Raw genomic sequence first — 26,381 nt, 5'->3', positions numbered from 1 at the left:
ATTGTGCCAGCGGCCACAGTCGGGCCGCCTTCAGCGTGGCAATACTGGCGCGCAGTCAATGAAACGCGTCACACAGGCAGGGGCCTCCCCCTCGGGCCAGACCAGGCTGGTTTCACACACCGGCACTTGGCGACCCTTCTTGCCCGCCACGCTGCGGTAAACCACACCGGGCCGCTGGAACTGTCGCACGCTATCGGGAACCCAGGCCACGCCCAGGCCGGCCGACACCAGGTTGACGATGGTCTGCATCTGGATCGCTTCCTGCGCCACCTGCGGCGACTGCGCAGCGGCGTGGTACATGCCGAAGATCGCGTCGTACAGCGAAGGCAGGATGCGGCGCGGAAAAATTACCAGCGGATGCACCAGCACCTGATCGAGCGCGAGCGCCGGCCGCGCTGCAAGCGGATGGTGCTCACTCATTGCAAGTACCAGCGGTTCCCGCGCTACAAGACGGCTGTGCAGGCCGGGCGGCGCAAAGCCCGGCGAATGCAGGACCACGCCGGCATCGATGTCGTGGCGCTCGAAGGCCTGCAGTTGCATGTCGCCGGTCGCCTCCAGCAGCTCAAGCTGGACCAAGGGGTTGCGCTCGCGAAAAACCCGCACCCATTCGGGCAGCAGCGAAAACCCGGCGGTCGATACAAAAGCCAGCCGCAGCCGCCCGAGCTCACCGGCGTCGGCAGCCCTGGCCTGCTCGGGCAGCGCCTGCGCCCGCGCCAGCAGGTCCAGCACCAGCGGCAGCAGTGCCTCGCCTGCTGCTGTCATCTGCACGCTGCGTTTGGTGCGCTCGAACAGGCGCACGCCCAGCAGCGTTTCCAGGTGCGCAATCGCCTGGGTCAACGGCGGCTGCGTCATGTGCAGGCGCGCTGCGGCGCGGCCGAAGTGCAGGTCTTCGGCCACAGCGGCAAACTGGCGCCAGAGTCGCAGTTCAATACTCGGGTTACCCATATGCGCTACATATTAATAGAAGCTCAAGAATATATTGGAAGCGCAAAACAAGGCGGGGCATACTTTGCCCTTCGACTCCCCACTACAAAGAAGAGACCCCCATGAACCAGCAGGACAAAGACGGTGACGGCGACGCGATCAACCGCCGCAGTAAAAATATCACCGAAGGCACCGCGCGCGCGCCGAACCGCTCGATGTACTACGCCATGGGCTACGAGGCCGGCGACTTCAAGAAACCCATGGTCGGCGTGGCCAACGGGCACAGCACCATCACCCCCTGCAACAGCGGTCTGCAAAAACTCGCGGACGCAGCGATTGCCGGCATTGAGGAAGCCGGCGGCAAGGCGCAGGTTTTCGGCACCCCCACTATTTCCGATGGTATGGCCATGGGCACCGAAGGCATGAAGTATTCGCTGGTCAGCCGCGAAGTGATCTCCGACTGCATCGAGACCTGCGTGCAGGGCCAGTGGATGGACGGCGTGCTGGTCATAGGCGGCTGCGACAAAAACATGCCGGGCGGCCTGATGGGCATGCTGCGCGCCAATGTGCCTGCCATCTATGTTTATGGCGGCACCATTCTGCCCGGCCGCTACAAGGGCCAGGACCTGAACATCGTGAGTGTGTTCGAGGCCGTGGGTGAACACGCCGCTGGCCGCATGAGCGACGAGGACCTGCTGCAGATCGAGCGCCGCGCGGTTCCCGGCACCGGTAGCTGCGGCGGCATGTACACCGCCAACACCATGTCCTCCTCGTTCGAAGCACTGGGTATTTCCCTGCCCTACTCGTCCACCATGGCGAATCCGCACGACGAAAAGGCCAACTCGGCGAAGGAGTCGGCGAAGGTGCTGGTCGAGGCCATCAAAAAGAACATCAAGCCGCGCGACATCGTGACCAAGAAGGCCATTGAAAACGCGGTGGCCGTCATCATGGCCACCGGCGGCTCGACCAACGCGGTGCTGCACTTCCTGGCCATCGCCCATGCGGCCGAGGTGGACTGGACGATTGACGACTTCGAGCGTGTGCGTGTCAAGACGCCGGTGCTGTGCGACCTCAAACCCAGCGGCAAATACCTGGCGGTGGACCTGCACAAGGCTGGCGGCATCCCGCAGGTCATGAAGACACTGCTGGCGGCCGGCCTGCTGCACGGCGACTGCCTGACCATCAGCGGGCAGACCATTGCCGAGGTGCTCAAGGATGTGCCGGATGCACCGCGTGCCGACCAGGACGTGATCCGTCCGATTGACAAGCCGATGTACGCACAAGGCCATCTGGCGATTCTCAAAGGCAATCTGTCGCCGGAAGGCTGTGTCGCCAAAATCACCGGCTTGAAAAACCCGGTAATGACGGGACCAGCGCGCGTGTTTGACGACGAGCAGTCGGCGCTCAAGGCCATCCTGGCCGGCAAGATTGTCGCGGGTGATGTGATGGTGCTGCGTTACCTCGGCCCCAAGGGCGGCCCCGGCATGCCCGAGATGCTGGCACCCACCGGTGCGCTGATCGGTGCTGGCCTGGGCGAAAGCGTCGGCCTGATCACCGATGGCCGCTTTTCTGGCGGCACCTGGGGCATGGTGGTCGGCCACGTAGCTCCCGAAGCCGCAGCCGGCGGCAACATCGCCTTCATCAAGGAAGGCGATTCGATCACCATCGACGCGAAACAACTGCTGCTGCAACTGAACATAGCCGATGCCGAACTGGCCCAACGCAAGGTCGGCTGGAAAGCGCCGCTGCCGCGCTACATGCGCGGCGTACAGGCCAAGTTCGCCTTCAACGCCTCCAGCGCCAGCAAGGGCGCAGTGCTCGACGACTACTAATCCCGGCAACGCGCTCGCCATCAAAAAAGCCCCTGCAGAACATCTGCGGGGGCTTTTTTCTTGCCGGAGTGTAGCGAGCGGCTCTTATTCAAGCAGGGGCTGCGGGTCCGGCTTTGCCGGCCCGCAGGCGCAGCGCCCCCTCGGGGGGGGGCAGAGAGCTACACGCAGTGAGCGAACGTGGGGGCTCTATTTATTTCCTTTTTTTGAGCATCCCCATCGCATCACGCTGCTTGTCGATACGCTCCTGCTTGCGCTTGTCCATTTTTTCCATTTCCTTCTTTTTGGTGTAGCCGCTGGCGTCCGCCCACCACCACCAGATCACGGCCAGGCCAAACGGGGCCAAGACCATCCACCAGTCCAGCGTGCCCACAGGACCGATTTCCAGATACTTCAGCAGGAGGCCAATGACGCCTATGAACAGGAAAAACATGGATGATCCCTCAAATCCGTGGAAACCTTTTGTAAGCAAGGTCAACCCACATCACTACAATTGCGTTTCCTGACTGTACCCCAATCCAAATTTAAAACTCTTCCCACGAGGTTTACGATGAAACGTGTATTTTTGGCGATTGCTACCCTGGCTGCCGGTGTGGTGGCTTCCTCCCCGGCACTGGCCGACCTGCAACTGGCCACGGCCAAAAATTGCATGGCCTGCCATGCGGTAGCGACCAAGCTGGTCGGTCCGTCGTTCAAAGACATAGCCGCCAAATACGCCGGACAAAAAGACGCGGTAGACAAACTGGCCGGAAAAATCATCAAAGGCGGCTCAGGCGTCTGGGGTCCTGTGCCCATGCCTGCCAACGCACAGGTCAACGATGCTGAAGCCAAGAAGCTCGCCGCCTGGGTGATGACGCAAAAGTAAGCCGGGCTCGCCAGCGAAAAAAAAGCCCGCTCTTCAGCGGGCTTTTTTCATGACGCCTGAATGACGCAAGCACCGAAACTACAGGTTCTCCGACAGTTGATCGAGGATGGCTGGATTCTCTAAGGTCGAGGTGTCCTGGGTGATGGCTTCGCCTTTGGCGATGCCGCGCAGCAGGCGGCGCATGATTTTTCCGCTGCGGGTCTTGGGCAGGTTGTCGCCGAAACGAATGTCTTTCGGCTTGGCGATAGGGCCGATTTCCTTGCCGACCCAGTCGCGCAGCTCTTTGGCAATCGCCTTGGCTTCGTCGCCGGTTGGGCGCGAACGCTTGAGCACCACAAAGGCCACGATTGCCTCGCCAGTCAAGTCGTCGGGACGGCCCACCACGGCGGCCTCGGCCACCAGTGCCGAATGCGAGACCAGCGCGGACTCGATCTCCATGGTCCCCATGCGGTGGCCGGACACATTGAGCACATCGTCGATGCGGCCGGTGATGCGGAAGTAACCGCGATCAAGGCTGCGCACCGCGCCGTCGCCGGCCAGGTAAAACGTGCCGCCCATCTCTTCGGGGAAATAACTCTTCTTGAAGCGCTCAGGGTCGTTCCAGATGGTGCGAATCATCGAGGGCCAGGGCCGCTTGACCACCAGCATGCCGCCGGAGCCGTTGGGCACGTCCTTGCCCACCTCGTCAACAATCGCCGCCATGATGCCGGGCAGCGGCAAAGTGCAGCTTCCGGGCACCAACGGCGTGGCGCCGGGCAGCGGCGTGATCATGTGGCCGCCGGTCTCGGTCTGCCAGAAGGTGTCGACCACCGGGCAGCGCTCGCCGCCGACGTTTTTGTAGTACCACATCCAGGCCTCGGGGTTGATGGGTTCACCCACGGTGCCAAGTATGCGCAGGCTGCTCAGGTCTGAGCGCGCCGGATGGATTTTTTCGTCGCCCTCGGCGGCCTTGATCAGCGAACGAATGGCAGTGGGCGCGGTGTAGAAAATGCTGACCTTGTGTTTGTCGATCATTTGCCAGAAGCGGCCGGCGTTCGGGTAGGTCGGGATGCCTTCAAAGATGACCTGGGTGGCACCCGCCGCCAGCGGGCCATAAGCCACATAGGTGTGGCCGGTGATCCAACCGATGTCGGCGGTACACCAGAACACATCGGACGGCTTGATGTCGAAGGTCCAGTCCATCGTCAGCTTAGCCCAGAGCAAATAGCCGCCAGTGCTGTGCTGGACACCCTTGGGCTTGCCGGTCGAACCAGAGGTATAGAGGATGAACAGCGGATGTTCGGCACCTACAAACTCGGGCTCGCAGGTCGCCGGCTGCTTCGCCGTGACCTCATGCATCAGGCTGTCGCGCCCGGCAACCATGTTGCAGGCGGTGGCCGTGCGCTGGTATACCACCACATTCTTGATGGATTCGCAGCCGCCCATCGCGATGCCTTCATCGACGATGGCCTTGAGCGGCAGCTCCTTGCCGCCGCGCAACTGGTAGTTGGCGGTGATGACCGCGACCGCACCAGCGTCCTGGATACGCTCTTGCAGGCTTTTGGCGGAAAAGCCGCCAAACACCACCGAATGCGTGGCGCCGATGCGGGCACAGGCCTGCATGGCCACCACCCCCTCCACCGTCATCGGCATGTAGATGATGACGCGGTCGCCCTTTTTGATGCCCATGGCCTTGAGCGCGTTGGCAAACTGGCACACTCTGGCGTGCAGCTCTTTGTAGGTGACGTTGGTCACCTTGCCATCGTCACTCTCGAAAATGATGGCTTTTTTGTTCTCGGTGGCGGTGCCGAGGTGCCGGTCCAGGCAGTTGTACGAGGCGTTGAGCTCGCCGTCGGCAAACCATTTGTAAAACGGAACGTTGGACTCGTCCAGCGTCTGGGTAAAAGGTTTTTTCCAGCTTAAATTTTCACGCGCCAGACGGGCCCAGAAGCCTTCAAAATCCTTTTCAGCTTCTGCGCACAGCGCGTGGTAGGCGTCCATGCCGGAGATACGAGCGCTTTTGACCCCTGCCGGGTCTGGGAAGAACACCCGGTTTTCGACCAGTGTGGATTCGATAGCGGATAAAGGCGCGCTCATGATGACTTGTCTCCTCGGTTTGTAGTGCAATGCGTGCTAATGTCATCTTACGCACTTACAGTGCACTGACTGGCGCCAAGCTTACAGATTTAAACCCAACTTGGGCAAGCTGGACAGCGCCGCCTACAATGCGCCTAATTTTCATCTACTCCACCCCATGTCAGAACCCAAACCCCCCAGGTCTTTTCCCCTTCGCCGAGCTTCCGGCCTCATTTTCTCTAGCCGCTGGCTTCAGCTACCACTTTATCTGGGCCTGATTTTGGCGCAGGCTGTGTATGTGTTTCACTTTTGGGTGGAATTGGTGCATCTCCTGGAAGCTGTTTTCGGCAATCAGGCTTCACTACAAGCACTTATCAGCAGCATCGGCTATAAGTCGGACGTTCAAATCACAGCTCTCAATGAAACTATCATCATGTTGGTGGTGTTAGCCCTGATCGACGTGGTGATGATTTCTAACCTGCTGATCATGGTGATTGTGGGCGGTTACGAAACCTTTGTCAGCCGGATGAACCTTGAGGATCATCCTGACCAGCCGGAGTGGTTGAGTCACGTCAATGCCTCTGTGCTCAAGGTCAAGCTGGCCACGGCCATTATTGGCATCAGCTCGATCCATTTGCTCAAGACTTTTATCAATGCCGCTAATTACGACGTGAAGGTGCTGATGTGGCAAACCATCATTCACACCGTGTTTTTGTTGAGTGCACTGGCGATTGCGCTGACTGATCGACTGATGTCTCATGCTCAGCGTCCCGTCCATTAAACTTTCGTCGCTAGCGACCTGATCTGACTGTAAATTCACGCGGACCTGACATGACTATCCTGATGTTTATTGGTGGCCTGATTGGCCTGATCGTTGGTGCTGAACTGCTGGTGCGGGGTGCCTCCAAGCTGGCGCTGTCTTTCGGCATTTCGCCACTGGTGGTTGGTCTGACCATCGTGGCCTTCGGCACCAGCGCACCCGAGGTGGCGGTCTCGGTGGGCGCCGTGCTGGACGGCAATTCGGATATTGCGATTGGCAATGTGGTCGGCAGCAATATTTTCAATGTGCTGTTTATCCTGGGCGTGTCAGCGCTGATTGTTCCGCTGGTGGTCAACATTCAGTTGATCCGGCAAGAGGTGCCCATCATGATCGGGGCTTCGCTGCTGTTGCTGGCCCTGACGCTCGATGGCAACCTGAGCTTTTGGGATGGCGCGTTCCTGTTTTCGCTGCTGATCGCCTACACCGTGTTCCTGATTGTGCAGTCGCGCAAAGAAACCAAGGCGGCCAAGGACGAATACGCGGCAGAAATCAAGCCTGCCGGCGCGGGTAGCTGGGACGCAAAGCTGCCCGTGCAGATCATGCTGATCATTGCTGGCCTGGGCTTTCTGGTACTGGGCTCCGAATGGCTGGTTGACGCGTCCATCATTTTTGCAAAGGCATTGGGCGTGAGTGATCTGGTCATCGGGCTGACCATTGTTGCGGCGGGCACCTCCATGCCGGAAGTGGCGACATCCATTACCGCAGCCATCAAAGGCGAGCGTGATATTGCTGTTGGCAACGTGGTGGGCAGCAATACCTTCAACATCCTGGGCTGCCTGGGTTTGTCAGGCCTCGTCTCAGGCGATATGGGGGTGGTGATGGCGCCATCACTGCTGGCTTTTGACATCTGGGTCATGCTGGCTGTGGCGTTGGCCTGTCTGCCTATATTTATGACTGGGCGAGAAATTGCGCGCTGGGAAGCTGGCGTTTTTCTGGCGTATTACGTCGCTTACGTGGCTTACCTGCTTCTGGCCACCCAGCAACACGCTGCACTTGGCGCGTTTTCGATCGCCATGATGAGTTTCGTGATTCCCATCACAGTCGTTACCCTGATCGTGGTGCTGCTCAGGCGCGGCGGATCGCCCGACAAATCAGCATGACCGGTAGCGACCTTCTGCCATGGCTGGCCGTGCTGCCATGGCTGGCCGCACTGGTGTTGGCGGGGGTGCGCAACAACCGGCCGGGTCTGGCAGCCTGGCTGGCTGGCCTGGCCGCGCTGGCGGGCTGCGCCGGGTTGGCCATGCTGGCACCGGCGGTTTTTGCAGGCGAGGTCATCCGGTGGTCGGTAGAGTGGCTGCCTGCGCTGGGCCTGCGGCTGGGGTTCCGGATGGATGGTCTGGCCTGGATGTTTGCACTGCTGGTGCTGGGCATCGGTAGCCTGGTGGTGCTGTATGCCGCCTATTACCTGGACCGCAAGGATCCGCCCGCCCGTTTTTTCATGTTCTTCATGCTGTTCATGGGTGCCATGCTGGGCGTGGTGTTGGCCGACAACCTGATTTTGCTGGTGGTGTTTTGGGAGCTGACCAGTCTGTCTTCGTTTCTGCTGATCGGCTTTTGGCACGCCGACCCGCACAAGGGCAAGGATGCGCGGGAAGGTGCTCGCATGGCGCTGTCAGTCACAGGGGCTGGCGGCTTGTGCCTGCTGGCTGGGGCACTGCTGATCGGCCAGATCGTCGGCAGCACCGACCTGGACCGTGTGCTGGCATCCGGCGACATCATCCGCCAGCATGCGCTCTATGAGGTGGCGCTGGTACTGGTTCTGCTGGGCTGCTTTACCAAAAGTGCGCAGTTTCCGTTTCATTTCTGGCTGCCCCACGCCATGGCGGCGCCAACGCCGGTATCGGCCTATCTGCATTCGGCCACCATGGTCAAGGCCGGCGTGTTTTTGCTGGCGCGGCTGTACCCGGCGCTGGGCAGCTCAGAGCCCTGGTTCTGGATCGTGTCGCTGACCGGTCTGACTACCCTGCTGTTCGGTGCTTACATGGCGCTGTTTAAACACGACCTTAAGAGTTTGCTGGCTTACTCAACCATCAGCCACCTGGGACTGATCACCTTGCTGTTTGGCCTGGACGAGCCGCTGGCGGTGGTGGCGGGCGTGTTCCACATCCTGAACCATGCGACGTTCAAGGCCTCGCTCTTCATGGCGGCAGGCATTATTGAGCACGAAACCGGCTCGCGCGACATGCGGCAGCTGAGCGGCCTCTGGAAATACATGCCGATTACCGGCGCGCTGGCCATGGTGGCTGCTGCGGCCATGGCAGGCGTACCGCTGCTCAATGGTTTTTTGAGCAAGGAAATGTTTTTTGCGGAGACCATTACCAAGCAGAGCTATCTGGCGCTGGAATGGTTGCTGCCCACCGGAGCGACGCTGGCCGCAGCCCTGAGTGTTGCCTACAGCCTGCGTTTCATACATGACGTGTTTTTCAATGGTAAACCTTCGGGTCTGCCCCGTGTGCCCCACGAGCCACCCCGTTTCATGCGGGTGCCGGTCGAATTTTTGGTGCTCTTGTGTCTGGTTGTTGGGCTGATGCCGGCCTGGGTCATAGGGCCTTTGCTGGCCGTGGCGGCAAAGGCTGCCTTGCTGGGGCCCAACGTCGGCGGCTTGCCCGATTACACCTTGGCGCTATGGCATGGGTTCAACCTGCCGCTGCTGATGAGTGCGTTGGCGCTGGCGCTGGGCACAGCGATTTACTTTGGGCTGCAGCGCCGGGTCAACCTGCACCGGCTTGACAAGGTACCCGCCGTGCCCAACACCGGCGGCCGCGAATTGTTCACGACAGCACTAGGCCGGGTCACCGGCCAGGCGACGCGGCTGTCTGCAACATTGCAAACCGGTAGCCTGCAAAATTATTTGCTGCTGCTGGTGCTCATGGCCACGCTGGCGGGTGCGCTACCGTTTTTGCAGGGCGCAAGCCAGGCCGGCCCGACGCAAAGCTCACCGCCGGCCAGTTTTGCCTTTGTTGCTATTTGGGCCATCGGCATGGCTGCCAGCGCTGCTTGCGTGATCTTCCACCGCCAGCGGCTGTTAGCGCTGCTGTTGTTGGGTGCGGTTGGGCTGGTGGTCAGCCTGGCTTTTGTGCATTTTTCGGCACCTGATCTGGCGCTGACGCAGTTGCTGGTCGAGGTGGTCACCATCATGCTCATGATGCTGGCTCTGCATTGGCTGCCCGAGGTGTCGCAAGACACTGCCAACGACAGCCGCCTGCGCCGCAGCCGCGATGCCGTCATCGCGTTGACTGCGGGTGCCGGTATAGCGGCCCTGGCCTGGATGGTGTTGGGGCGTCCGTTCGATTCAATTTCACCCTTTTTTCTGCAAACCACGCTGGCGCAAGGCGGCGGTGCCAATGCGGTAAACGTCATCATCGTGGACTACCGCGGCTTCGACACCCTGGGTGAAATTACGGTCATGGGTATTGCCGCGCTGGTGATTCATGCGCTGCTGGCCGACTGGCAGCCTACGCACCGCCAAACAATGCCCGCGAATCCGTCAGACAGCCACCCGCTGATGCTGGCATTAATCAGTCGGCTGCTGCTGCCGCTGACGGCCATCGTGGCGGTGTATCTGTTTTTGCGCGGCCACAATTTGCCAGGCGGCGGTTTTATTGCCGGTCTGGTGCTGGCCATTGGCCTGCTGCTCCAGTTTGTGGCCAATGGCCAGGCTTTTGTGGGCCAGCGCATGTCCACCGACTTTCAGCCCTGGGTCGGCTGGGGCTTGTTGATTGCCGGTGCCAGCGGCATGGGCAGTTGGTTTTTTGATGCGCCTTTTCTGACCAGCACGTACGACTACCCGGTCTGGCCGCTCGTTGGCGAAGTGCCGCTGGCCAGCGCCGCACTGTTCGACCTGGGTGTGTTTTTGACGGTGGTCGGTGCCACCATGGTGGCGCTGCTGTCGGTGGCGCGCCTGACCGCACCGGCGCAACCTGCCGGCCCGGTTGCACTTTCAGGCAGCGATGAAAAAAGGAGCCTTCCATGACGGCCCTGCTGGTGTCAATCGCGCTCGGGGTGCTGGCATCCAGCGGCATTTACCTGATGCTGAGGCCGCGCACCTTTGATGTGGTGCTGGGGCTGACGCTGCTGTCCTATGCCGTCAATCTGTTCATCTTTTTCATGGGGCGGTTAAAAGTTAACGCAGCGGCCATCGTTGACGCTCAGGGGGACGCCACGTTAGCGCGGTATGCCGACCCCTTGCCCCAAGCGCTGGTGTTGACTGCCATTGTCATCAGCTTTGCCATGACCGCCGTGCTGCTGGTGATTGCGCTGCGTGCCCGCGCCGAAACTGGATCTGATCACGTGGATGGCGCCGACATCACGGTAAATCAAAAGCCCCCTCAATGAACTGGCCCGACCTGATCATTCTGCCTATCGTGCTGCCGCTGATGACGGGCGCGTTGCTGGTGCTGGTTGAACGCAAGAGCGCACGGCTGCCTGGCTGGCTGGCGGCGGCGAGCTCGCTGGCTGGGCTGGTGGTAGCGCTGCTGCTGCTTGAGCGTGCGTTGACTGGCAACGTACAAGCCTACCTGCTGGGCAATTGGGCAGCTCCGTTTGGCATTGCCCTGGCGCTGGACCGCCTGTCGGCGCTGATGGTGCTGTTGACCTCCGTCATCGCTTGCATCACGCTGCTGTATGCAAGCGGTGGTGACGCGCAACGCGGTCGGCATTTTTACAGCCTGCTGCAGTTCCAGTTGATGGGATTAAACGGCGCCTTCCTGACGGCAGATCTGTTCAACCTGTTTGTGTTTTTTGAGGTGCTGCTGATTGCTTCCTATGGTTTGCTGCTGCATGGCGCGGGCGCAGCGCGGCTCAGGGCTTCGATTCACTATGTCAGCTTCAACCTCGCAGGATCAGCATTGTTTCTGATTGCCGCCAGCCTGCTTTATGGCCTGACCGGCACGCTCAACCTGGCCGACCTGGCGCAGCGGGTGCCGCTGGTAACAGCGGACCGAACCCTGCTGGTGCAAAGCGCTGCTTTGTTGCTGGTGGTGGTGTTCAGCGTCAAGGCGGCGCTGCTGCCGCTTTATTTCTGGTTGCCGGCCACCTACAGCGCGGCCTCTGCGCCGGTGGCGGCCCTGTTTGCCATCATGACCAAAGTGGGCGTGTATGCCATCTTGCGGGTCACCACGCTGATCTTTGGTGAAACGGGTGGCCCGGCAGCTTTCGTCACTTCGCCCTGGCTTGAGTTTCTAGCGCTTGGCACGCTGCTGCTCGGAGCGGTGGGTGCTGTGGCAGCTAAAAGTCTGCGCGTCATGATCGGCAATGTGGTCGTCGCGTCAGCTGGCACCCTGCTGCTGGCCGTGGCGCTGGGGCGACCTGACACGGTGGCAGCAGGTCTTTTTTATTTGGTCAACAGCACCCTGGTGGCCGCCGCCCTGTTTTTGCTGGCTGACCGGTTGCGGGCCAGCCGTGGATGGGCGGATGATGATTTTCGATCTGCCAGCATGAGTGATGCCGGTCATGTCGCTTATGCGGGAGACTCCCCCACTTTGCTGGGTGTGCTGTTTTTTACCTTGGCTGTGGGTGCAGCCGGCCTGCCGCCGCTGGCCGGCTTTCTGGGCAAGGCCATGCTTTTACAGGCTGCGGGCCAAACGGTCTGGGCGGGCTGGATTGTGGCGGTGCTGCTGACCAGCAGCCTGTTGCTGATGATTGCTTTTGTCCAGTCGGGAAGCGTCCTGTTCTGGAAACCTGTGGCAAGCAGTGCTGACGGCCTGGCAACGGACGCTATACCACCTGCCAGCCCAACTGACCGCTCATCAATCCCTGCCCTGCCGGGCCACGCGGCACACTCTGCCAGCTTGGCGCTACTACTCGCCTTGCTGGTCGCTTGCGCCGTATTTGCCGGGCCGCTCTCGCGCTTTACACAGGCCACATCCGCCCAACTGTTTGAGCGGCAGGCGTATATTGGCGCGGTGCTGGGGGCCAGCGCCGTGCCCGCCGCTATCGATGTACGGCGCGAGATGCGCGAACGCAAAAAGCGCGCCATCGGCGAGACTAAACCATGAACAAGATTCGGCAACGCCTGCTGCCTTCACCGCTGCTGTCGCTGGTATTGGCGCTGATCTGGCCGGTGCTCAACCAATCGTGGTCGTTGGGGCACATGCTGCTGGGTGCTTTGTTGGCGCTGCTGATCCCTGTGTTTACTGAGCGGCTGCGCGCCGACCGCGCGGTGTTGCGGCGGCCCGGCGTGGCGCTGCGGCTGCTGTTCATTGTGCTCAAAGACATCATCACCTCCAATATCGACGTGGCAAGGCTGATCTTGGGACGTGAATCGGCCATTCGTCCTGGCTTTTTCTGGCTCCCTTTGTCCATTACCGATCCGCACGGCATCGTCACCCTGGCCGGCATCATCACCATGACACCCGGCACCCTGTCTGCCGACCTCTCAGCCGACCGCCAGCATCTGCTGGTCCACGCCTTCAACATCGATGATGAAGCGGCGCTGATTGCCAGCATCAAGTCACGTTACGAAGCCCCCCTGATGGAGATATTCAAATGAACCTGCTGGCCAACGTGCTGCCGTGGGCAATAGGTGGTTTTGCGCTTGCGCTGCTGCTCAATGCCTGGCGGCTGCTGCGCGGCCCCGGCCTGCCTGACCGCATCCTGGCGCTGGACACGCTCTACATCAACACCCTGGCGCTGCTGGTGCTGCTGGGTGTCTGGTTCGGCACCGATGTTTACTTTGAGGTCGCCCTGTTAATTGCAATGCTGGGGTTTATTGGCACGGTGGTGCTGTCCAAATACCTGCTGCGCGGCGATATTGTGGAGTAAGCCAGTTTATGAACCCAAGCTTGTTTGAGTTACCCGTCGCGCTGGATGCCTTGCTGGCGTTTCTGGTGGTCATCGGTACGGTCTTTGCGCTGATCGGTTCGTGGGGTTTGGCCCGATTGTCAGACTTTCTCAAACGGCTGCACGGCCCGACCAAAGCCACAACGCTGGGCGTGGGCAGCATATTAATCGCTTCCGCCATTTGGTTTAGCTTTGCGCGCGAGACCCTCAGCCTGCATGAGCTGCTGATCACGCTGTTTTTGTTCATGACGGCACCGGTATCGGCGCATTTGCTGATCAAGGCGGCCTTGAAGGTAGACCCGTCGCAACGACCACCACCACCAGCGCTACCGTCCGAAATACCACCGTCATCTTGACGGGCCTTTTGATCAATTTCTAAGTTGGTGTGCCCACCATTTTTTCCGGCCTGACCCATTCGTCAAACTGTTCAGCGGTGACGTAGCCGGACGCGAGCGCCGCATCACGCAGGCTGCTGCCCTCTTTGTGCGCCTTCTTGGCGATGAAGGCGGCCTTGTCATAACCAATGTGGGGATTGAGCGCCGTCACCAGCATCAGCGAGCGACCGACGAGCTCGGCAATGCGGTCACGATTCGGCTCTATGCCCACCGCGCAATGGTCGTTGAAGCTGCGCATACCGTCGGCAAGCAGGCGCACGCTTTGCAGGAAGTTGTGCGCGATCATGGGCCGGAACACATTGAGCTCAAAATTGCCCGACGCGCCGCCGAGGTTGATCGCCACGTCGTTGCCGAAGACCTGACAGCACAGCATGGTCACCGCTTCGCTCTGCGTCGGATTGACTTTACCCGGCATGATGGACGAGCCGGGTTCGTTCTCGGGAATCGACAGCTCGCCAATGCCGCTGCGTGGCCCGCTGACCAGCCAGCGCACATCGTTGGCGATTTTCATCAGGCTGGCGGCCAGTGTCTTGAGCGCGCCGTGCGCATGCACCAGCGCGTCGCAGGCTGCCAGCGCCTCAAATTTGTTGGGTGCCGTGACAAACGGCAGGCCGGTCAGCCGCGCCAGCTCGGTCGCTGACTGCTCCGCGTAACCCACCGGCGCATTCAGCCCGGTACCCACAGCCGTGCCGCCCAGCGCCAGTTCGCACAGGTGCGGCAAGGCGGCGCGCAGGTGTTTTTCGCCGTGGGCCAGCTGGGCGACGTAGCCGGAAAACTCCTGGCCAAGGGTCAGCGGCGTGGCGTCCTGCAAATGCGTGCGGCCTATCTTCACAATGCTGTCGAAGTCCTGCGCCTTTTTGTCCAGCGTGCTGCGCAGTTTGCCAATCGCCGGCAGCAGCTTGTGTGTGATCGCGTCCACCGCCGCCACATGCATCGCTGTGGGAAACACATCGTTGGACGACTGGCTGCGGTTCACATCGTCATTCGGGTGCACCAGCCTGCCCTCGCCGCGCCCACCACCCAGCAACTCGCTGGCCCGGTTGGCCAGCACCTCGTTGACGTTCATGTTGGTCTGCGTGCCCGAGCCGGTTTGCCAGACCACCAGCGGGAATTCCCCGGCGTGCTGGCCACTAAGGACTTCATCAGCGGCAGCCATGATGGCCTGCGCTTTTTTTTCGTCCAGCAAACCCAGCGCCAGATTGACCGTGGCCGAGGCGCGTTTCACCTGCGCCAGCGCGCGGATGATCTCGTGCGGCTGCTGCTCGCCCGAGATGTCAAAGTTCTGCAGCGAGCGCTGGGTTTGCGCGCCCCAAAGCTTGTCCGCAGGGACTTCAATCGGGCCAAAGGTGTCGCGTTCAGTACGTGTTTTCATGCTGTGGGCTGACCTGTCAAAATAGCGGGTTGACAGCTACCGTAGCACACGGTGGCCGCTTTTGAAAAGCCAAAACTCCCACGCCCCTCCAAGAAGTCCCCCCCACCATGACCACGACCATCCAGCAAGCCGACCTGATCGAATCCGTTGCCGCCGCACTGCAGTTCATCAGCTACTACCACCCGGCTGACTACATCGCGCATCTGGCGCGCGCTTACGAGCGTGAGCAAAGCCCGGCAGCGAAAGACGCGATAGCGCAGATTCTGACCAACAGCAAGATGAGCGCGACCGGCCACAGGCCCATCTGCCAGGACACCGGCATCGTCAACGTGTTCCTGAAGGTCGGCATGGACGTGCGCTGGGAAGGCTTCACCGGCAGCATCGACGACGCCATCAACGAAGGCGTGCGGCGCGGCTACAACCACCCGGACAACACCCTGCGCGCCTCGGTCGTGGCCGACCCGCACTTTGACCGTAAAAACACCAAAGACAACACGCCGGCCGTGATCTTCACCGAGATCGTTCCGGGCAACAAGCTGGACATCACGGTCGCGGCCAAAGGCGGCGGCAGCGAAAACAAAAGCAAGATGGCCATGCTCAACCCAGGCGACTCCATCGTCGACTGGGTGCTCAAAACCGTGCCGACCATGGGCGCCGGCTGGTGCCCGCCCGGCATGCTGGGCATTGGCATTGGCGGCACCGCCGAAAAAGCCGTGCTGATGGCCAAGGAAAGCCTGATGGACCACCTGGACATGTACGAGCTGCAGGCCAAGGCCGCCTCAGGATCCGAACTCAGCAAGGTCGAAGCGCTGCGGCTGGAACTGTTTGAAAAAGTCAACGCGCTGGGCATAGGCGCGCAGGGCCTGGGCGGCCTGACGACGGTGCTCGACGTCAAGATCAAGATGTACCCGACGCATGCGGCCAGCAAGCCGGTGGCCATGATCCCGAACTGCGCCGCCACGCGCCACGCACATTTTGTGATGGACGGCAGCGGCCCGGTTTACCTCGACCCGCCCTCGCTGGACCTCTGGCCCGATGTGCAGTGGGCGCCCGACTACAAGAAAAGCAAAAAGGTGGACCTCAACACGCTGACCAAGGCCGAAGTCGCCAGCTGGAAGCCCGGCGACACCCTGCTGCTCAGCGGCAAGATGCTGACCGGCCGCGATGCCGCGCACAAGCGCATCCAGGGCATGCTGGCCAAAGGCGAAAAACTGCCGGTGGACTTTACTAACCGGGTGATCTATTACGTGGGTCCGGTGGACCCGGTGGCTGGCGAAGCTGTCGGCCCGGCCGGCCCGACCACCGCCACCCGCATGGACGGCTTCACCGAAATGATGCTGGCCGAAACCGGCCTGATCGCGATGATAGGCAAGGCCGAGCGCGGCCCGGTGGCCATCGAGGCCATCAAGAAACACAAAAGCGCCTACCTGATGGCCGTGGGCGGCGCCGCTTACCTGGTCTCCAAGGCCATCAAACATGCCAAGGTGCGGGGTTTTACCGACATGGGCATGGAAGCGATTTACGAGTTTGATGTGGTGGACATGCCAGTGACAGTAGCGGTCGATTCGGGTGGCACCAGCGCACATATCACTGGCCCGGCCGAGTGGCAAAAGCGGATTGCCACCGGGGAGTTCAAAGGGATTGCGGTCGCTGCGGGTTGAGTTTGGTGTGGCGGCAACACCCCTCGTTGCCGTTTTGCACCGTATACGCGCTAAAACACGCAATTTTGGTGCAAATCGTTTAAAATCATAGACTTATGATTTATGAAAAACACCAATACCTGCCGTTTTCGAGCGACGCACAACGCATGGCGGCGAATCTTGAACAAGCCTACAGCTTTTGGCTAAGCGCTCGTCAAGCACTGCAGACACTGCCAGCGTCCATGTACTGGGCCGAGCGTTCAGGCAGTCAGTACCTGTACGCCAAACAAAACGGCACTGACAACGGCACCAGCCAAGGCGTGCGAAGCCCGGAAACCGAGCAGAAGTTTGCATCGTTCACTGAAGAAAAAAAACAAGCACAGGAACGCGCAGCTTCTGCAGACGCGCTGATTGCGACCCGCTCAACGTTGTACCGCCGCCTGCGCATGCCCACCCTGCCCGACAAACAAGCTGAAATTCTGCGCAAGCTGGATATTGAAGGTTTGCTTGGCACCGACCTGATGGTCGTCGGTACCAACGCTTTTTCAGCCTACGAATGGGCCGCCAACGCCATCTTTCCAGCGGGCAACGAAGAAACGCAAAACTTTGACTTGACATGGTGCCGGGACACACCGGCATCATTAACCTTCGCCGGTACTGACTCTGCTCCCAAGGAGCGTCGCAAAACCCTTTTCAGCGTTTTAAAAAGCATTGACCCCAGCTACAAAATCAACCCACGCAAACCGTATCAAGCACTCGACGCCGACGGCTACGAAGTAGAGCTTCTGGCGGCACCCAGCTGTCACCCGTTACCCAAAGAAGAAGCCTTCGCACCCATGCAGACACTGATCGAGCAAGAGTGGTTGTTATTGGGCAGCCCGGTCAGCGCTGTGGTCGCCACTGAACGCGGCAGGGCCTGTCCGTTGACGGTGCCCGACCCTCGCTTTATGGGCCTGCACAAACTCTGGCTGGCCGACAAACCCGAGCGCAACCCTGTCAAACGCGACAAAGACCGCAGGCAAGGCGATGTGCTGCTCGACGCCGTGCGCCACTTCATGCAGCAGAGCCACCCGCTGAATGTCGATTTTCTATTTTCAGTCCCCAACGATCTCAGACCGACCTTCGACGCATGGTGCGCAGAGCGGCAATTCATCCCCGCCTCATGAACTTCCCCATCGGCGTCTTCGACAGCGGCGTCGGCGGCCTGAGCATTTTGCAGGCCCTGCGCACCGAACTGCCGCAGGCCGATTTCATCTACATCGCCGACAGCGGCCACGCGCCTTACGGCGAGCGTGATGCAGCCCATGTGCGGGCACGTTCGCAGGCTGTTGCAGCGCACCTGGTGCAGCAAAACATCGGGGCGCTTGTAGTCGCGTGCAACACCGCCACCGCAGCGGCCATAAACGAGCTGCGTGCAGACTATCCCCTACTCCCCATCATTGGCGTGGAACCAGCGCTCAAGCCAGCCACGCTACTCAGCCGGACGCGCCGCATCGGTGTGATGGCCACCCGCAGCACGCTGGCCAGCGCCAGGTTCAGGTTGCTGCTGGAGCCGCTGGCGGGCCAGGCAGAATTTGTGCTTCAGCCCTGCGATGGTCTGGCCGACGCAATCGAGCAAGCGGTACACGCGCCCCAAGGATCGGAAGACGCTATGAAAATAATAGCTGCTTGCGCCCGTCACACAAGGGCCATGGGCACATTTGGCTTGAATAATGGCGAGATCGACACGCTGGTGCTCGGCTGCACGCACTACCCGTTTGCCAGTCCGGCACTGCGTGAAATTCTTGGTGCCCAGGTGCAACTGGTGGACACCGGCGCGCCAGTTGCGCGTCAAACCCGCTTGCGGCTGGGAGCCAAAGCCGCAGGCGGCAGCGGTCAACTCAGGCTGCTCACCACTGGCCAGGCCAGCACCCTACAGGCCGCTGTGCAGCGCTGGCTACAGCTAGACAGCACAGTCACCATGCTGCGCGTTGAATGACACCCACGGGCGGATGGGGGCCCCAGGAAGAAGGTTTCAGGCCCGGGCGTCAGCCGCCAGCGCCGCCTCACGCCCGCGTTGCATATTGACCGGAAGCAGCAACAGCAAGCCCACGGCAAACAGGACAGCGGTGGACAAAATGGCGGTGCGCTGGTCGCCGCCGGTCGCCCAGGTAATGGCGCCGTAGCTCAGCGGCCCGATGATGCTCGCCAACCGGACAGCGAATGTCCACAGGCCATAAAACTCCGCCAGTTGTTTTTTGGGCGCAAACATGCCGACCATGGCGCGACCCGCCGACTGGCTGGAGCCCATACACACACCCGCAATGGCAGCCGCGTACCAGAAGCCGCCCTTGGTGGTGGTGACGGCGGCAATCACACAGGTGGCGATCCAGCCGACCAGCGTGATGCCCAGCGCAAGCTTGTGGCCAAGCCGATCCTGGAAATAACCAAACGCAAATGCGCCGCCCGCTGCCGCAAAGTTGAGAACAAAAATCAACACCATGGTTTCCTGCGGCTGAAAGCCGATCACCTGTTCGGCATAGATCGCCGCCAGCGCAATCGCCACGGCCACGCCGCCCTGGTAAAAGACCGCACAGGCCAGCAGCCACATGAAGTCCTTGTAGCGCCTGGCCTGGCGAAAAGTCTGCCTCAACTGCGCCAACGAAGCCTTCAGGCCACCCTGCTGCAAGGCCATCGGGTTGGGCTGCGCCCTTTCCTTGAGCAGGCGAAAAGTCACCAGCGATGCCAGCCCGTAAATCACCGCCGTGATCAGCATGGTGACCGGCACAAACTGGTCGGCCGGGATGCCCCTGGCTTGCGCCCACAACACATAACCCAGGCAGATGCCCAGAGCCAGCATGCCGCCGAAATAACCAAAACTCCAGCCCCAGCCGCTGACCTTGCCCAGGGCTTCGGGTCGGGCCAGCTCGGGCAGAAAGGCAGCGGTCAGCGATTCGCCGTAGGCAAAAAAAGTGTTCGACAAAATGATCAGCACAATCGCAAACGCCACGCTGCTGGGGCCCGCCAGGGCCAGCGCGGCCGTGGTCAGCACGCAGCCCGCCGTGGTCAGCATCAGCAGGCGCTTTTTGGCCGCGCGCAGGTCGGCATAGGCGCCCAAGCTGGGCATGGTCAGCATGACGATCGCGTAGGACACGCTGAGCGCCGCCGTCCAGGCGAAAGTGGCCCACTCTGCCTTCTGCGCAATACCCCCCACAAAATAGGCAGCAAACACCGCCGTGATCACCACCGTGGTGTAGCCCGAGTTGGCAAAGTCGTACATGGCCCAACCAAACAGTTCGCGTTTGCGCACGCCGGGGTTGAGGGCATCCTGGGAGAAAAGCGCCATGATTGAACTCCTGAAGTGGCACCAAGCATAAACCACTGTTTTGACAATTCCGCGCAGCGGAATCGAACGCTATGTTTTTTATAGCTGCTCGCGCATACCAGACAAGGGCTTAGGGGCTGAAACATACTCGGGAAGCCCCTTGTTGCAGGGGTGAAATCCGAATGAACGCACACTTGGGTCGCCCAGCCCCTCTTGACCTCAGGAACCTCGCCGTGCTGCCAAAACCGCCCCAACAACTGCACCATGCCCAGTCGGACTTTTCGGATTGGTTTGCATGGCGAACCACCCGTTTCCTGCGTTTTCTGGCAGACACCTTCTTTGCCGGGCGTTACGGCAACCGGGCCGTTGTGCTGGAAACCGTCGCGGCGGTGCCCGGCATGGTGGGGGGTGCGTTGATCCACCTGAAATCCCTGCGCAGCATGAAGGATGACGAGGGTTGGATTCGCACCCTGCTTGATGAAGCCGAGAATGAGCGCATGCACCTGATGACCTTCATCCACATTGCACAACCCAGTCAGCTAGAGCGCGCGATGGTCATGCTGGCCCAGGGCATTTTCTACAACCTGTTTTTTCTGCTGTACCTGGTGTCAGCGCGTACCGCCCACCGCCTGGTCGGTTATTTTGAGGAAGAAGCGGTGTACAGCTACACCGAATACCTGGCCGGCATAGACAGCGGCCAGTACGAGAACGTGGCTGCGCCGCAGGTCGCAATCGACTACTGGAAGCTACCCGCCGGTGCGCGCCTGCGCGATGTCATCTTGCTGATACGCGATGACGAGGCAGGCCATCGCGATGTGAACCACAACTTTGCCGACCGGCTCAGCCGCTGAAACCGAAAACTGGGTGAAGCGCTGAACAAGTCCTTGCCGATGCGCGGCAGCCGGATCGAAAGCGATTCCTCAGGGTGTGGCCTGCGCGCCCTCGTCCTTCCAGCCACCGCCCAGTATTTTGTAAAGCGTGACCTGGTTCTGCCATTGCCGCAGCCGGGTCTGCACCACCGCTTGCCGCGCCGAAAACAGCGAGCGCTGAGCATCCAGCAAATCAGGCTGACTCGCAATGCCGTTCTGCTAGGAGTCTGGGCGACAGAAGGCGTCGAAGCGAAAAGTGGCCCCGGCGAGGACAGTTTTTGCCGGGTTTGCAGCCTCATAGCCGTAGCTATGGGGCAAAAAACCGGCGGAAAATGGACCGTCGCGGCCGCTTTGCAGCCGACGTCCCTTCTGCCGCCCAGGCTCCTAGTGCAGGTGTCGCGGCTTGCGCCCACCACCACCGTGACTGGAGCCACCCTGCGGCCCGCCTAGGCCGCGCGGGGGTCGGCCCAGTTGCATGGAATTGACCAATGTTTCAAAGCGCTGCTCGAACAACTTGTCCACCGCCGCCACCACGTCACCGAGTTCGGTGGCATCGAAATGCCGCTCCATCAGGCCGATCATGTCCTGCACCAGCAGGTCGCGCTGGACCTGCATGATGGCGGCCGGCGTAGGGCCCACAAAATACATGGCAAAGTCGTCTCTGGCTTCTTCGCCGTCGCGCTCTTCATCTTCGTCAAAATCGGCATCGTAAAACGTGACTTCAATCGGTGCGCCACTGACGGCCATCTCGTTGAGGGCCATGCAGACTTCGTCAAGCACCTGCCGAAAGTCTTCATCACCCGGAACCGTCCAGCATAGCTGCAGCAAATGCTGGTGGGCGTCGAAACGTATGCCCGGCTCTTCCTCGTACACGCTGGCCGCGCCATCCGCCAGCGATTTGGCGCCCGCGTATGCCCACAGTGGTTTCAGCGCATCCTGCAACTGCTCGAAACCGATGTCGTCACGCAAGGGCACTTCGCCGTGAACGTGAATTTCAAAAGGAGGTGTGTTGTAGCGGGCCATGGAATCTATCTTAACCAGTTGCAGCCTGAAATAAACATGACCACGGAAGGGGGAAATTGCAGCGCCAAGGACTTGCAATGCATCAGGAAACTGTCATGTGGTGCCCGGGACCGGAATCGAACCGGTACGCCCCTTATGCAGGAAAGCGGCGGATTTTAAGTCCGATGTGTCTACCAATTTCACCACCCGGGCAGGGCTCTCATTGTGAAACAAAAAAGCCCCATTGCAGGGGCTGGCAAAAAAACTTGGGTGGAGGCGCGGCCCGGAGTCGAACCGGGCTAGCCGGATTTGCAATCCGGTACATAACCGCTTTGTTACCGCGCCTTGATCTGTCGGGCTCAATAAACCAATTCTACTAACAGCAACAACCCAATGAAAAAGGACAGCATTTTGACGTGCTGCCCTTTTGAATTGGAGCGGGAGAAGAGTCTCGAACTCTCGACCTCAACCTTGGCAAGGTTGCGCTCTACCAACTGAGCTACTCCCGCGATTACAGCCTCAAATTATAGCGCAGTTTTTTACCCCTTACGAACAAGCCGGTAAAAAGGTTGCTCAATGAGTGATGCTGCCCGTCACTTCCACGGCCGGAGCAACCACCACTGCTGCTGCCGTCGCGACGGCAGCCTCTTCCTCGGTCAAGGGGATGGGCTGGCGCACCAGCGCAATCTGCAGCACCTGGTCAATCCATTTGACCGGCACGATCTCGAGGCCGTTCTTCACGTTCTCGGGGATTTCCTGCAGGTCCTTGGCGTTCTCTTCCGGAATGATCACGGTCTTGATGCCACCGCGCAGCGCGGCCAGCAGCTTTTCCTTCAGGCCACCAATGGCGGTGACTTCGCCGCGCAAGGTGATCTCGCCGGTCATGGCGACATCGCCGCGCACCGGGATCCCGGTGATGGCCGACACAAAGGCCGTTGTCATCGCCGCACCCGCACTCGGGCCATCCTTGGGCGTGGCGCCATCGGGCACGTGGATGTGGATATCGCGTTTTTCGAACATCTCGTCCTTGATGCCCAGCACCCGTGAACGGCTGCGCACCACGGTGCGCGCGGCCTCCACGGATTCCTTCATCACGTCGCCAAGCGATCCGGTGCGTGTGATCACACCCTTGCCCGGCATCATGGCGGCCTCGATCGTCAGCAGGTCACCGCCGACCTCGGTCCAGGCCAGGCCCACCACCTGGCCGACCTGGTGGTGGTTCTCCGCACGGCCATAGTCAAATTTGCGTACTCCCAGGTAGTCATTGAGGTTGTCCGCAGTCACGATGACCTTGGGTTCCATCTTTTTCAGCTGGATGCCCTTGACCACCTTGCGGCATATCTTGGAGAGCTCGCGCTCAAGCGAACGCACACCCGCTTCACGCGTGTAGTAACGCACGATGTCGCGCACCGCCTGCTCCTGGATCTCCAGCTCGTCTTCCTTGACGCCGTTGTTCTTCTGTTGCTTGGGCAACAGGTAACGCATGGCGATGCTGGTTTTTTCATCCTCGGTGTAACCCGACAGGCGGATCACTTCCATACGGTCCAGCAGCGCAGGCGGAATGTTCATGGAGTTGGAAGTCGCCACGAACATCACGTCGCTCAGGTCGAAATCGACCTCGACATAATGGTCGCCAAAGGTGTGGTTCTGCTCAGGGTCCAGCACCTCCAGCAAGGCGCTGGAAGGATCGCCCCGGAAGTCCGTGCCCAGTTTGTCGATCTCGTCGAGCAGGAACAGCGGGTTGCGCGTTCCGGCCTTCGCCAGGCTTTGCAGCACCTTGCCCGGCAGCGCGCCGATGTAGGTCCGGCGGTGGCCGCGAATCTCGGCTTCATCACGCATGCCACCGAGGGCCATGCGCACGTACTTGCGGCCCGTGGCCTTGGCAATCGACTGACCCAGCGAAGTTTTGCCGACACCCGGAGGGCCGACCAGGCAAAGAATGGGCGCCTTCAGTTTGTCCACGCGCTGCTGCACCGCGAGGTATTCCACGATGCGGTCCTTGACCTTTTCCAGCCCGTAGTGGTCTTCGTCGAGCACCACTTCGGCATTGGCCAGGTCGTGTTTGATCTTGGTCTTCTTGCTCCATGGCAAACCGGTCAGCACATCGATGTAGGTGCGCACCACCGTGGCCTCGGCCGACATCGGCGACATCAGCTTGAGTTTTTTGAGCTCGCTCTCGGTCTTTTTGCGGGCTTCCTGCGGCATCTTGGCGGCCTTGATCTTTTTCTCGATCTCCTCGATGTCGGCGCCTTCTTCGCCTTCACCCAACTCTTTCTGGATCGCCTTGACCTGCTCGTTCAGGTAAAAGTCGCGCTGGTTTTTTTCCATCTGGCGCTTGACGCGGCCACGGATTTTTTTATCGACGTTGAGGATGTCGACCTCGCGCTCAAGCTGCTCGTACAGATTTTCAAGGCGGGTCTTGACCTTATCCAGATCCAGAATGACCTGTTTTGCATCAAGCTTGAGCGGAAGATGCGCAGCGATGGTGTCTGCCAAACGCCCGGCATCGTCGATGCTGGAGATCGATGTCAGTATCTCGGGCGGTATCTTCTTGTTCAGCTTGACGTAGTGGTCGAACTGCTGCATCACCGCGCGGCGCAAGGCCTCGACTTCGCTGGTCTTGTCGCCGGGCAGCGCGACCTCCGGTTCAACCGGCGTCACATTGGCGCTGAAGTGAAGCTCACCCTCCTCGATCTTGTTGACCTTGGCGCGTTGCTGGCCTTCGACCAACACCTTGACCGTGCCGTCGGGCAGCTTGAGCATCTGCAGGATGGTCGCCACACAACCGACCTCGAACATGTCCTCGACGGACGGCTCATCCTTGGCTGCCGTTTTTTGGGCCACCAGCATGATGCGGCGCTCGGCCTCCATCGCCGATTCGAGGGCCTTGATACTTTTAGGCCGGCCAACAAACAGTGGAATCACCATGTGGGGAAAGACCACCACATCGCGAAGCGGAAGCAGTGGCAGGTCGATCGGACTGGAAGGCAGCGTGGTTTGTGCGGACATAGAACCTTAGAGGTAAGCCTTGAACGAAAGCCCTGGCATCGTGACGGGTATCAGGCTTTCATGGTTCGGCAACAACAATAACCTTGAACGTGGGGGATGCTGTCCGGTTTTCAACCCGGTCCTCTGCATCGGCATCAGGCCTGTTTGGCAGACTCACGGTAAACCAGCAGTGGCGCCTTGTTCTCTTCGATGGTCGATTCATCGACCACAACCTTTTCAACATTGCTGGTGTTGGGCAGGTCAAACATGGTGTCAATCAGCGATTGCTCAAGAATCGAACGCAGACCGCGCGCCCCGGTTTTGCGGGCAAGCGCCTTGCGGGCAATCGCCTTGAGCGCGGAAGGACGAATCTCAAGGTCCACGCCTTCCATGGACAACAATTTGCTGAACTGTTTGACGACCGCGTTTTTGGGCTCGGTCAGGATCTGCACCAGCGCGTCTTCTGTCAGTTCGGCCAGGGTGGCGACCACCGGCATGCGGCCCACGAGTTCGGGGATCAGGCCGAACTTGATCAGGTCTTCCGGCTCGACGTCCTTGAAGGACTCGGTCAGGCTGCGCGCCTTCTTGCTTTTGACGGCTGCGCCAAAACCGATGCCCGAGGCCTCGGTGCGGTTTTCAATGACTTTTTCCAGCCCCGAGAAGGCACCACCGCAGATGAACAGGATGTTGGTCGTGTCCACCTGCAGAAAATCCTGGTTCGGGTGCTTGCGGCCGCCCTGCGGGGGAACCGACGCCATCGTGCCCTCGATCAGTTTGAGCAGGGCCTGTTGCACGCCCTCGCCCGACACGTCACGTGTGATGGAGGGGTTGTCGGACTTGCGCGAAATCTTGTCAATTTCGTCGATGTAGACAATGCCCTGCTGCGCGCGCTCGACTTCGTAGTTGCAGCTTTGCAGCAGTTTCTGGATGATGTTTTCGACGTCTTCACCAACGTACCCGGCTTCGGTCAGCGTGGTGGCGTCGGCCATCACAAACGGCACATTGAGGGTGCGCGCCAGGGTCTGGGCCAGCAAGGTCTTGCCGGAGCCGGTCGGGCCGATCAGCAAAATATTGCTTTTGGTTAGCTCGACCTCGTCCTTTTTGGCCTTGTCCTTGTGACGCAGGCGTTTATAGTGGTTGTAGACTGCCACGGCCAATGTCCGCTTGGCCAGTTCCTGGCCAATCACATAGCCGTCCAGCGTGGTCTTGATTTCCAGCGGCGTCGGCAGGTCGCCGCGCGTTTCGCGCACATCTTCCCCGGCGGGCAACTCATCACGAATGATTTCATTGCACAAATCGATGCATTCATCACAGATGAAGACCGACGGCCCTGCGATCAGCTTTTTGACTTCATGCTGGCTTTTGCCGCAGAAGGAGCAATACAGGGTCTTTTCGCTGGAAGAGCCTTTTTTCTCGGCCATTGGTGGAGTGCCTTTGTGGATCCCGAAAGGGTTGATGAGTCAATGATAACCAAATAAAAACGGCGTTCTCTGTTACAGAAAACGCCGTTGCCGTGTCGCAACTGACCGGTTTTTGCG

The 26,381-nt window shown here is 60.3% G+C and carries 22 protein-coding genes, 3 tRNA genes and 1 pseudogene; 14 read left to right on the top strand and 12 right to left on the bottom strand.

The genetic code is table 11. The annotated features are described in order from the left end of the window. Window positions 1-30: 30 nt before the first annotated feature. Window positions 31-945 (bottom strand): LysR family transcriptional regulator, encoded by a 915-nt coding sequence (locus tag Q8O29_RS08895; RefSeq protein WP_305561926.1) that lies wholly within the window; start codon window positions 943-945, stop codon window positions 31-33. Between the two features lie 101 nt (window positions 946-1,046). Here Q8O29_RS08895 and ilvD point away from each other — a divergent pair, with 101 nt between their 5' ends. Then, entirely contained in the window at window positions 1,047-2,756 is a 1,710-nt protein-coding gene (ilvD, locus tag Q8O29_RS08890; protein WP_305561925.1) for a dihydroxy-acid dehydratase, read from the top strand. A 190-nt stretch (window positions 2,757-2,946) separates the two neighbouring features. Here the strand turns inward: ilvD and Q8O29_RS08885 are convergent, their stop codons facing one another. Beyond that, window positions 2,947-3,186 (bottom strand): TIGR04438 family Trp-rich protein, encoded by a 240-nt coding sequence (locus Q8O29_RS08885; protein WP_305561923.1) that lies wholly within the window; start codon window positions 3,184-3,186, stop codon window positions 2,947-2,949. Window positions 3,187-3,303: 117 nt separating this feature from the next. Here Q8O29_RS08885 and Q8O29_RS08880 point away from each other — a divergent pair, with 117 nt between their 5' ends. Continuing rightward, the gene (locus Q8O29_RS08880; RefSeq protein WP_305561921.1) at window positions 3,304-3,618 is read left to right on the top strand and encodes a c-type cytochrome; all 315 of its coding nucleotides are present in this window, start codon (window positions 3,304-3,306) and stop codon (window positions 3,616-3,618) included. A 78-nt stretch (window positions 3,619-3,696) separates the two neighbouring features. On the opposite strand, the gene acs is transcribed toward Q8O29_RS08880, so the two are convergent. Continuing rightward, window positions 3,697-5,694: an acetate--CoA ligase gene (acs, locus tag Q8O29_RS08875; RefSeq protein ID WP_305561919.1), complete on the bottom strand. Its 1,998-nt coding sequence runs from the start codon at window positions 5,692-5,694 to the stop codon at window positions 3,697-3,699. A gap of 157 nt (window positions 5,695-5,851) precedes the next feature. Here acs and Q8O29_RS08870 point away from each other — a divergent pair, with 157 nt between their 5' ends. Genes Q8O29_RS08870 through Q8O29_RS08835 form a run of 8 tightly spaced genes read left to right on the top strand, consistent with a single transcriptional unit; the run spans window position 5,852 to window position 13,629 of the window. Then, window positions 5,852-6,454 (top strand): TIGR00645 family protein, encoded by a 603-nt coding sequence (locus Q8O29_RS08870; RefSeq protein ID WP_305562022.1) that lies wholly within the window; start codon window positions 5,852-5,854, stop codon window positions 6,452-6,454. Window positions 6,455-6,504: 50 nt separating this feature from the next. Then, entirely contained in the window at window positions 6,505-7,593 is a 1,089-nt protein-coding gene (locus Q8O29_RS08865; RefSeq protein ID WP_305561917.1) for a calcium/sodium antiporter, read from the top strand. Then, window positions 7,590-10,466, top strand: coding sequence for a monovalent cation/H+ antiporter subunit A (locus Q8O29_RS08860; protein WP_305561915.1), 2,877 nt, complete (start codon window positions 7,590-7,592; stop codon window positions 10,464-10,466). The genes Q8O29_RS08865 and Q8O29_RS08860 overlap by 4 nt, the downstream gene beginning before the upstream one ends. Next, window positions 10,463-10,828: a Na+/H+ antiporter subunit C gene (locus Q8O29_RS08855; RefSeq protein WP_305561913.1), complete on the top strand. Its 366-nt coding sequence runs from the start codon at window positions 10,463-10,465 to the stop codon at window positions 10,826-10,828. Before Q8O29_RS08860 ends, Q8O29_RS08855 begins: the two co-directional genes overlap by 4 nt. After that, a complete protein-coding gene (locus tag Q8O29_RS08850) occupies window positions 10,825-12,489 on the top strand; it encodes a monovalent cation/H+ antiporter subunit D (RefSeq protein ID WP_305561911.1) in 1,665 nt (554 codons plus the stop codon). Before Q8O29_RS08855 ends, Q8O29_RS08850 begins: the two co-directional genes overlap by 4 nt. Continuing rightward, a complete protein-coding gene (locus Q8O29_RS08845; protein WP_305561909.1) occupies window positions 12,486-12,983 on the top strand; it encodes a Na+/H+ antiporter subunit E in 498 nt (165 codons plus the stop codon). Before Q8O29_RS08850 ends, Q8O29_RS08845 begins: the two co-directional genes overlap by 4 nt. A 2-nt stretch (window positions 12,984-12,985) precedes the next feature. After that, window positions 12,986-13,255, top strand: coding sequence for a K+/H+ antiporter subunit F (locus tag Q8O29_RS08840; RefSeq protein ID WP_305562020.1), 270 nt, complete (start codon window positions 12,986-12,988; stop codon window positions 13,253-13,255). Window positions 13,256-13,263: 8 nt separating this feature from the next. Further along, window positions 13,264-13,629: a Na+/H+ antiporter subunit G gene (locus tag Q8O29_RS08835; protein WP_305561907.1), complete on the top strand. Its 366-nt coding sequence runs from the start codon at window positions 13,264-13,266 to the stop codon at window positions 13,627-13,629. A 19-nt stretch (window positions 13,630-13,648) separates the two neighbouring features. Here Q8O29_RS08835 and fumC read toward each other — a convergent pair whose 3' ends face one another. Further along, entirely contained in the window at window positions 13,649-15,040 is a 1,392-nt protein-coding gene (gene fumC, locus Q8O29_RS08830; RefSeq protein ID WP_305561905.1) for a class II fumarate hydratase, read from the bottom strand. 107 nt (window positions 15,041-15,147) lie between these two features. Between fumC and Q8O29_RS08825 the strand changes: the two genes are divergently transcribed. The 3 genes from Q8O29_RS08825 to murI all read left to right on the top strand — a co-directional run bounded on the left by Q8O29_RS08825 (window position 15,148) and on the right by murI (window position 18,658). Next, complete coding sequence (locus Q8O29_RS08825; RefSeq protein WP_305561903.1) at window positions 15,148-16,701, top strand: fumarate hydratase; 1,554 nt, start codon at window positions 15,148-15,150, stop codon at window positions 16,699-16,701. A 95-nt stretch (window positions 16,702-16,796) separates the two neighbouring features. Continuing rightward, the gene (locus Q8O29_RS08820; RefSeq protein ID WP_305561901.1) at window positions 16,797-17,846 is read left to right on the top strand and encodes a GSU2403 family nucleotidyltransferase fold protein; all 1,050 of its coding nucleotides are present in this window, start codon (window positions 16,797-16,799) and stop codon (window positions 17,844-17,846) included. Then, entirely contained in the window at window positions 17,843-18,658 is an 816-nt protein-coding gene (murI, locus tag Q8O29_RS08815; RefSeq protein WP_305561899.1) for a glutamate racemase, read from the top strand. Before Q8O29_RS08820 ends, murI begins: the two co-directional genes overlap by 4 nt. A 36-nt stretch (window positions 18,659-18,694) precedes the next feature. Here the strand turns inward: murI and Q8O29_RS08810 are convergent, their stop codons facing one another. Beyond that, the gene (locus Q8O29_RS08810; protein WP_305561897.1) at window positions 18,695-20,005 is read right to left on the bottom strand and encodes an MFS transporter; all 1,311 of its coding nucleotides are present in this window, start codon (window positions 20,003-20,005) and stop codon (window positions 18,695-18,697) included. 212 nt (window positions 20,006-20,217) lie between these two features. On the opposite strand from Q8O29_RS08810, the gene Q8O29_RS08805 reads away from it, so the two are divergent. Next, window positions 20,218-20,835 (top strand): alternative oxidase, encoded by a 618-nt coding sequence (locus tag Q8O29_RS08805; RefSeq protein WP_305561895.1) that lies wholly within the window; start codon window positions 20,218-20,220, stop codon window positions 20,833-20,835. A 69-nt stretch (window positions 20,836-20,904) separates the two neighbouring features. Here Q8O29_RS08805 and Q8O29_RS08800 read toward each other — a convergent pair. From Q8O29_RS08800 to clpX, 7 genes and pseudogenes are all read right to left on the bottom strand, one after another. Continuing rightward, window positions 20,905-21,072: pseudogene (locus Q8O29_RS08800) on the bottom strand (multidrug transporter); the annotation flags it as partial. A gap of 165 nt (window positions 21,073-21,237) precedes the next feature. Beyond that, window positions 21,238-21,876 (bottom strand): DUF6806 family protein, encoded by a 639-nt coding sequence (locus tag Q8O29_RS08795; RefSeq protein ID WP_305561893.1) that lies wholly within the window; start codon window positions 21,874-21,876, stop codon window positions 21,238-21,240. A gap of 98 nt (window positions 21,877-21,974) precedes the next feature. Further along, window positions 21,975-22,068, bottom strand: a tRNA-Leu gene (locus Q8O29_RS08790). A gap of 58 nt (window positions 22,069-22,126) precedes the next feature. Next, a tRNA-Cys gene (locus tag Q8O29_RS08785) sits at window positions 22,127-22,200 on the bottom strand. Between the two features lie 88 nt (window positions 22,201-22,288). Next, a tRNA-Gly gene (locus Q8O29_RS08780) sits at window positions 22,289-22,364 on the bottom strand. 64 nt (window positions 22,365-22,428) lie between these two features. Next, entirely contained in the window at window positions 22,429-24,864 is a 2,436-nt protein-coding gene (gene lon / locus Q8O29_RS08775; RefSeq protein ID WP_305561891.1) for an endopeptidase La, read from the bottom strand. 134 nt (window positions 24,865-24,998) lie between these two features. Next, a complete protein-coding gene (gene clpX / locus Q8O29_RS08770; RefSeq protein ID WP_305561889.1) occupies window positions 24,999-26,264 on the bottom strand; it encodes an ATP-dependent Clp protease ATP-binding subunit ClpX in 1,266 nt (421 codons plus the stop codon). Between the last annotated feature and the right edge of the window lie 117 nt (window positions 26,265-26,381).

This window comes from Polaromonas sp. (assembly GCF_030689685.1).
Taxonomy (GTDB): Bacteria; Pseudomonadota; Gammaproteobacteria; order Burkholderiales; family Burkholderiaceae_C; genus Polaromonas.
Note: the sequence above shows the minus strand (reverse complement) of the source record. Positions and strands in the feature narration are given on the sequence as shown.

Coding starts and splice junctions, on each gene's coding strand:
- Q8O29_RS08895 (WP_305561926.1), bottom strand. CDS start 945: ATGGGTAACCCGAGTATTGAACTGCGACTCTGGCGCCAGTTTGCCGCT.
- ilvD (WP_305561925.1), top strand. CDS start 1,047: ATGAACCAGCAGGACAAAGACGGTGACGGCGACGCGATCAACCGCCGC.
- Q8O29_RS08885 (WP_305561923.1), bottom strand. CDS start 3,186: ATGTTTTTCCTGTTCATAGGCGTCATTGGCCTCCTGCTGAAGTATCTG.
- Q8O29_RS08880 (WP_305561921.1), top strand. CDS start 3,304: ATGAAACGTGTATTTTTGGCGATTGCTACCCTGGCTGCCGGTGTGGTG.
- acs (WP_305561919.1), bottom strand. CDS start 5,694: ATGAGCGCGCCTTTATCCGCTATCGAATCCACACTGGTCGAAAACCGG.
- Q8O29_RS08870 (WP_305562022.1), top strand. CDS start 5,852: ATGTCAGAACCCAAACCCCCCAGGTCTTTTCCCCTTCGCCGAGCTTCC.
- Q8O29_RS08865 (WP_305561917.1), top strand. CDS start 6,505: ATGACTATCCTGATGTTTATTGGTGGCCTGATTGGCCTGATCGTTGGT.
- Q8O29_RS08860 (WP_305561915.1), top strand. CDS start 7,590: ATGACCGGTAGCGACCTTCTGCCATGGCTGGCCGTGCTGCCATGGCTG.
- Q8O29_RS08855 (WP_305561913.1), top strand. CDS start 10,463: ATGACGGCCCTGCTGGTGTCAATCGCGCTCGGGGTGCTGGCATCCAGC.
- Q8O29_RS08850 (WP_305561911.1), top strand. CDS start 10,825: ATGAACTGGCCCGACCTGATCATTCTGCCTATCGTGCTGCCGCTGATG.
- Q8O29_RS08845 (WP_305561909.1), top strand. CDS start 12,486: ATGAACAAGATTCGGCAACGCCTGCTGCCTTCACCGCTGCTGTCGCTG.
- Q8O29_RS08835 (WP_305561907.1), top strand. CDS start 13,264: ATGAACCCAAGCTTGTTTGAGTTACCCGTCGCGCTGGATGCCTTGCTG.
- fumC (WP_305561905.1), bottom strand. CDS start 15,040: ATGAAAACACGTACTGAACGCGACACCTTTGGCCCGATTGAAGTCCCT.
- Q8O29_RS08825 (WP_305561903.1), top strand. CDS start 15,148: ATGACCACGACCATCCAGCAAGCCGACCTGATCGAATCCGTTGCCGCC.
- Q8O29_RS08820 (WP_305561901.1), top strand. CDS start 16,797: ATGATTTATGAAAAACACCAATACCTGCCGTTTTCGAGCGACGCACAA.
- murI (WP_305561899.1), top strand. CDS start 17,843: ATGAACTTCCCCATCGGCGTCTTCGACAGCGGCGTCGGCGGCCTGAGC.
- Q8O29_RS08810 (WP_305561897.1), bottom strand. CDS start 20,005: ATGGCGCTTTTCTCCCAGGATGCCCTCAACCCCGGCGTGCGCAAACGC.
- Q8O29_RS08795 (WP_305561893.1), bottom strand. CDS start 21,876: ATGGCCCGCTACAACACACCTCCTTTTGAAATTCACGTTCACGGCGAA.
- lon (WP_305561891.1), bottom strand. CDS start 24,864: ATGTCCGCACAAACCACGCTGCCTTCCAGTCCGATCGACCTGCCACTG.
- clpX (WP_305561889.1), bottom strand. CDS start 26,264: ATGGCCGAGAAAAAAGGCTCTTCCAGCGAAAAGACCCTGTATTGCTCC.